The organism is Pseudidiomarina salinarum (genome assembly GCF_000753715.1).
Lineage (GTDB): Bacteria > Pseudomonadota > Gammaproteobacteria > Enterobacterales > Alteromonadaceae > Pseudidiomarina > Pseudidiomarina salinarum.
The window spans coordinates 276,283-282,282 of record NZ_JPER01000003.1 but is presented as its reverse complement, the minus strand read 5'-3'; the positions used below and the strand labels follow the sequence as shown (position 1 = coordinate 282,282).

Below are 6,000 nucleotides of genomic sequence, written 5' to 3'. Positions count from 1 at the left end.
TTGCCGACTGCTGCGTTTCTGAACAAAGGCTGTAGGAAATCTGCACAGAGCGTATAATTCGCCAGCATTACGGCTTTCTGCTAGGCTTTTAGGTTGATGGGTAACAGATCAAAAAGACAACAAAATTAAGAGGATTCAGTCATGAGTGGGGATATTCGTAGTTATCGTGGCATCGAGCCCCGATTCGGAGAACATGTTTATATTGATCCCAGCGCGGTTATTGTTGGTGATGTTGAAATTGGCGAACACAGCAGCGTCTGGCCTTTGGTTGCCGCCCGCGGCGATGTGAACCATATCCGCATCGGCAAGCGCACCAATATCCAGGATAACTGCACGATTCATGTCAGCCGGGTCAGTGACCGTAACCCCGAAGGGCATCCGGTACATATTGGGGATGAAGTCACTGTTGGCCATCAGGTCATGTTGCACGGCTGTAAGATTGGCAGCCGGGTACTCATCGGCATGGGCGCAGTGATTATGGACGGCGTGGTGGTTGAAGACGATGTGATTATCGGCGCCGGCAGCTTAATTCCGCCAGGCAAAGTGCTGCGCAGCGGCTATCTGTATGTTGGCAGTCCGGTCAAGGAGCTGCGGCGACTGAGCCAGCAGGAACTGGACTTTCTGCCCGAATCAGCCGCGAATTATGTCGAACTGAAAGATGACTACGGGCTGAACGTCTCGCCGGTATAACCGCTTAATGAAAATCCCGGGAACGGTTGGTGCGCATCCCCAGACGCGCCAACTGTTCACTTTCGTCAAATAACTTACCGGCGATCACATGCATCACCTCACCGTGAATTTCGACGATTCCACGTACCTTTAGCAGGCGCGCGGTCAGATACGGCTTGCGGAACTGCCGCGCAGTGGTCTGCCAGATCACCACGTTCACCAGCCCAGTTTCATCCTCAAGGGTAATAAAAGTCACGCCACTGGCGGTTCCCGGTCGTTGCCGGCAGGTAACCAGGCCCGCTACCTGAACCACCTGTTGATGCCGGCACCCGCGCAACTCCGTCGCCGTCTTGCAACCGCTGAGCCCGCCTTGTTCCCGTAGCAACGCCAGCGGGTGCCGCCGCAGGGACAAACCTGTGGTGCGATAGTCGGCGGCAATATCAACAAACTCACGGGGCGGTGCCAGCTCCGTTGCTTCGTCCTGCTGTTGCGCTTGCTCCTGAGCAAACAAGGGCAACTGCTCCTCTTGCAGGGCCAGACTCTGCCACTGGCTCTGATAGCGATGACCACTCAGATTCGATAACACATCCGCCGCCGCCAGCCGTTGCAGCTCCGTAGCCGGAAGCCCGAACTCGCGTAATTGCTGCTGGGATGAGAAACCGCCGGCCGGGCGCTGTTGTAGGATCGGTGCCATAACCTTTTCCGGCAGCCCCCGGATCAGCCGCAGCCCCAACTGAATAGCAAGCTGCCCTTGCATTGGCACTAACTGATGATGCCAGTCACTGTGCTGGATGTCGGGCGGCAGTACCACCACATGATGCCGCCGCGCATCCTGCACCAGTTGATCTGCCGAATAGAACCCCATCGGCAGACTGTTCAGCAGGCCACAATAGAAAGCCGCCGGATAGTGACACTTCATCCAGGCTGAGGCATAAGCCAGGTTTGCAAAGCTGGCAGAGTGTGACTCCGGAAAACCATACTCACCGAAACCACAAATTTGCTGGTAGATACGCCGGGCAAACTCGGCGTCATACCCCCGTTTTTGCATGCCGTCGATCAGCCGCGCTTCAAACTGCGCCAGTTCACCACTGCTGTGCCAGTTGGCCATAGCGCGCCGTAGTTGATCCGCCTCACCACCGCTGAAACCGGCCGCCACCATGGCCAGTTTGATTACCTGTTCCTGAAAAATCGGGACCCCGAGGGTGCGTTCAAGTACCTGGCGCACTTCCGGACTGGGAAAATCGACCGGCTCCTCACCGGCACGGCGGCGCAGATAAGGATGAACCATGTCGCCCTGAATAGGCCCGGGGCGCACAATAGCAATTTGCACTACCAGGTCATAAAAGGTGGCAGGTTTCAGTCGCGGCAGCATATTCATCTGCGCCCGGGATTCAATCTGAAACACCCCAACCGAATCGGCGCGCTGCAGCATCTGATAGACCTTAGGATCTTCGGTGGGTATGGTGGCGAGATCCCAGTCCAGCTGATGATGCTGTCGTACCAGCGCGAACATTTTCCGCAATGCCGTGAGCATCCCCAGCGCCAGCACATCCACCTTGATCAGCCGTAAAGTCTCAAGGTCATCTTTGTCCCACTGGATCACCGTGCGCTCCGGCATACTGGCATTTTCCACCGGCACCAGTTCAGCCAGCGACCCGGCCGCAATCACAAAACCACCCACATGCTGGGACAAATGGCGGGGGAAGCCCCGTAACTGGTCGGTCAGCTCCAGCAGCCAGCGGCCGCGTGGGGTGCCGGTCAGCCCCGGCACCTGTTGCTGCAACTGCGCCTGCCAGCTGGTTTCGCTGTCACGGCGATCAATATGCCGCAGGTAATGACTCAGTTCCTGCTCGCTGAAACCCAGTGCCTTACCGGCATCTCGCAGCGCACTACGCAGCCGGTAGCAAATTACCGTTGCCGCCAGCGCTGCCCGGTCACGACTATATTTCCGGTAAATATACTGAATAATCTCTTCCCGGCGCTCGTGTTCAAAGTCCACATCGATATCCGGTGGCTCATCCCGCTCTACCGAAATGAAACGCTCAAACAGCACATCGATTTGGTCCGGATTCACCGCGGTAATCTGCAGGCAATAGCACACCACTGAGTTCGCCGCCGAGCCACGGCCCTGGTATAAGATGCCGCGCTGTTGCGCAAACTGCACCAGATCCTGAATAGTCAGAAAGAAATACTCGTAACGCAGCTGCGCTATCAGTTTCAGTTCTTTTTCGAGCTTCTCCCGCACTGCGGCAGTCAAACCATTGGGAAAACGCTGCGCCGCGCCCTGGTAGGTCAGTTCACACAAATAATCCGTGGCAGTTCTGCCAGGAGGGACCAGTTCAGCGGGGTACTCATAACAAAGTTCGCTCAGACAAAAGTCACAGCGATCGGCAATGTCCGCCGCGGCGGTCAGCCAGTCGGCGGGGTAGCATTGCTGTAATTCAGCCGGACTGCGCAGCCGGTATTCCTGATTCGGCAGTAAGGTCGATACCACTTCGGTTAGCGGTTGCTGTTGGCGGATTGCCGTCAGCAGGTCATGCAGCGGCTGGCGACCGGCGCTGTGATAATAGACTTCACAGGCAGCCAGCACCGGCAGTCCAGTTTGCTGCTGATAGCGCTGATAGGCCCGGTATTTAGCGGCATCATCCGCCAGATAGTGACGACTGTAGGCTAACCAGCAGCGCTGCGGGAAAGCTGCTGACAACGCCTGGCCATAGTCCGCAACGGCCTTGTCATCCTGCGGACGCCAGTACAGCAGACAGTTATCCAGCTGCGCCATAAAGTCGGCTGCGGTCACCTCATAGTGGCCTTTCTTGCTGCGCCCGCGAGCCGTGGTAATTAACCGACATAACTGGCCATAGCCGCTGCGGTTGGTGGCCAGCAAAATCACCGTGCCCAGTTCAGGCACCTTGAACTCACTGCCAATTAACAACTTCAGGCTGCTATCCCGGGCTGCCAGATAGGCTTTCACCACGCCGGCCATGGAGCACTCATCGGTGATCGCCAGCGCCTGATAGCCCAGTTGCTGCGCCTGTGCGATCAGTTCGTGCGGGTGAGAGCCGCCCCGCAGAAAGCTGTAATTACTCAGACAGTGCAGGGCAACAGGGGCGGGCATAGCCGCCAAATCAGGTGAACCAGCCATGTAAAAACCATCCATACTCTGACTGATAAATCCAACCCTGCCGCTGGTGCTCATCAAGGGCAATGAAATAGTCGCGCTGCACCGCCTGATCATCCCACCAGCCGCTGCTAATCCGCTCCGGACCCCATTGCAACTGCCAGTGTTTCGATTCGGTAGCCTGCGGCTCAGGCAGCAGCCATAACGGCCGGGGCAGGGAAGCTGTACCGGCCGACGCTTGCTGCTCGCGCCAGGGCTGACACTGATGGGCGCGTTCCGGCCGCCAGTCGGTTACCGGCATAGGAACCTGCACCGCAGCAGCACCCAGCCGCGCCTGTAAGCGGCTGACCAGCTCACCCAGTGGCCGCGCGGCGGTGGTGGCGTGATCATCGCTATCCGGGTCACCGTGAATTAACGTGCCAGCAGTAGCGGTTCGCGGTTCCAGCGCACCGGCCTGCACACTTAGTTCAAGCGCGGGATGCGTAAGCTTATAGTTCTCTAACTGCAACTGGCATAAGTTCAGCAGATCCTGTTGCTGCCACACCGCATGGGCAAAGTTAACCCGCACCTTGGTTGGCGGGCGATCCCGGTGATAGGCCTGTAGCGTCAAGCCGCGCAGGCTCAGCTGGCGAATTTGCAAAAACACTTCCAACTGCTGCAACAAGCGTTTCAACGGGAATAAGAGCTGCGGCCAGTTGCTCACTTCACTGAGTAAGTCCAGTCGCTGGTAAAAACGCGCCGGAGGCCGGAAATAGTGCTGCGGCGGCAAGTAATCGCCACGCAACTCGGCCAGATATAAAGTCACCGCCTTGCCGAAACGGGCGCCCAGTTCAGCGGCAGGCCGGCTCAGCAGGGCGCCGACAGAATCCAGACCTACCTCCTGTAGCCGCTTGATTTGTGCTGCTGGCAGTTTACTGGCAGTGATTGGCAACTGCTGTAACGCCGCGGATACCCGTTGTGGATCGCTGCACAGACCAGCTTGACCGGCCTCGGCCAGCAACCGCGCACTCAGCGGACTATAACCGCTGGCCAGCGCCAGCCGCACCGGCCAGTCCTGCAGTCGTTGCTGCAAACGCTGTTGCAACCCTTCGTAGCCGCCATAAAGCCGCAATAAACTACGCACTTCAAAAAGCAATCCCTGAGGTGGGTATAAGGCAATCTGCGCCACATCCTGATAAATCACCTGAGCTAATTGTTGCAGGATCTGCTGCTCGCGCCAGCTCTGATAGTCACGCAACTGCAGTGCGGGTACCAGGGTGGTGGCGGTGACTTCAGCCATACCCACACTAACCCCGGCATCCAGTGCGGCCTGGTTGGCCTGCACCAGATAGCGCTTACCCGGCCCGGCGTTCTGCGCCAGCGCCTGAGGCTGTTGCTGCTGCTCAGCACTTTGCAGTGCCGACTGGTAATCGATCAGCAACTGCGAAGCATGCAGGTACAGCCAGCCATTGGTGGCTGGCGGCGTGATCTTACTGGTCATGCGAGCACTTTTGCCTGGCTACGCCGCCGGGTGGGCAAATACTGATCTATCGCACAGGGAAATGGCGGCAGTGGCCAGCCATAGCGCCGCTTCAGAATGCGGATCTGAAAGTCACCGTCGCGCCATACCTGCAACCGGTTCACATAAGCTCTGGCCTCAATCTGGGGCTGGGCTCTGGCCATAGTTCCGGCCATAGCTCCGGCCATAATAAAAACCAGTTGCTGATGCCGCTCGGCACATTGCTGCAGCCGCCGCACTAAAGGTGCCGACAAATCAGGTAGCCAGGCAATGATCAGACCCACCTGGCCGCCGGCCTGCAGACACTGTTCCAGGGCCCAGACCGCGCGCAGGGTGTCGCTTTCACGGATAAGCAGCTGCGTACCAGTGAGCTGCTGGTGCTGCAAGCCTGGTGCATAAAGTTCGGCCGGGGGGTTCAACCAGACCACAGGCTGGCGTTGCTGTCGCAGTACCGGCAACAGCAGCGCCAGCTCGCCACTGAAAGGCCGCTCGATCTGCAATTCATTCACACTGCCGCGCAGCCAGCCACCGCCCAGCGCCTCATTGAGTTCAGGCCAGCCGCTATCAATAAAGTCACTCGCCTGTTTGTGGAGTGGAGCCTGTTGTCCTTGCCAGACCCACCCTTTGCTGACTAACTCTTGCAAGTTCTGCAACTTTTGCAATGGCTGAGCCATAAAACCACCTCACCAACTACTGTATAAACATACAGTATAAT

4 protein-coding genes are annotated in these 6,000 nt (G+C 57.8%); 1 reads left to right on the top strand and 3 read right to left on the bottom strand.

The features are described from left to right. Window positions 1–141: 141 nt before the first annotated feature. Complete coding sequence (locus IDSA_RS07640; protein ID WP_034775665.1) at window positions 142–690, top strand: gamma carbonic anhydrase family protein; 549 nt, start codon at window positions 142–144, stop codon at window positions 688–690. A 4-nt stretch (window positions 691–694) separates the two neighbouring features. Here IDSA_RS07640 and IDSA_RS07635 read toward each other — a convergent pair whose 3' ends face one another. The 3 genes from IDSA_RS07635 to IDSA_RS11875 are packed head-to-tail and all read right to left on the bottom strand — an operon-like array spanning window position 695 to window position 5,959. Next, window positions 695–3,811 (bottom strand): error-prone DNA polymerase, encoded by a 3,117-nt coding sequence (locus tag IDSA_RS07635; protein WP_034775663.1) that lies wholly within the window; start codon window positions 3,809–3,811, stop codon window positions 695–697. Continuing rightward, on the bottom strand, window positions 3,795–5,267 hold the full coding sequence (locus tag IDSA_RS07630) for a Y-family DNA polymerase (protein ID WP_034775661.1): 1,473 nt from the start codon (window positions 5,265–5,267) through the stop codon (window positions 3,795–3,797). The genes IDSA_RS07635 and IDSA_RS07630 overlap by 17 nt, the downstream gene beginning before the upstream one ends. Continuing rightward, on the bottom strand, window positions 5,264–5,959 hold the full coding sequence (locus IDSA_RS11875) for a hypothetical protein (protein WP_051986165.1): 696 nt from the start codon (window positions 5,957–5,959) through the stop codon (window positions 5,264–5,266). The genes IDSA_RS07630 and IDSA_RS11875 overlap by 4 nt, the downstream gene beginning before the upstream one ends. Window positions 5,960–6,000: the final 41 nt, after the last annotated feature.

What these genes read in the sequence shown, in the direction of transcription:
- IDSA_RS07640 (WP_034775665.1), top strand. Translation starts at nt 142, where the DNA reads ATGAGTGGGGATATTCGTAGTTATCGTGGCATCGAGCCCCGATTCGGA.
- IDSA_RS07635 (WP_034775663.1), bottom strand. Translation starts at nt 3,811, where the DNA reads ATGGCTGGTTCACCTGATTTGGCGGCTATGCCCGCCCCTGTTGCCCTG.
- IDSA_RS07630 (WP_034775661.1), bottom strand. Translation starts at nt 5,267, where the DNA reads ATGACCAGTAAGATCACGCCGCCAGCCACCAATGGCTGGCTGTACCTG.
- IDSA_RS11875 (WP_051986165.1), bottom strand. Translation starts at nt 5,959, where the DNA reads ATGGCTCAGCCATTGCAAAAGTTGCAGAACTTGCAAGAGTTAGTCAGC.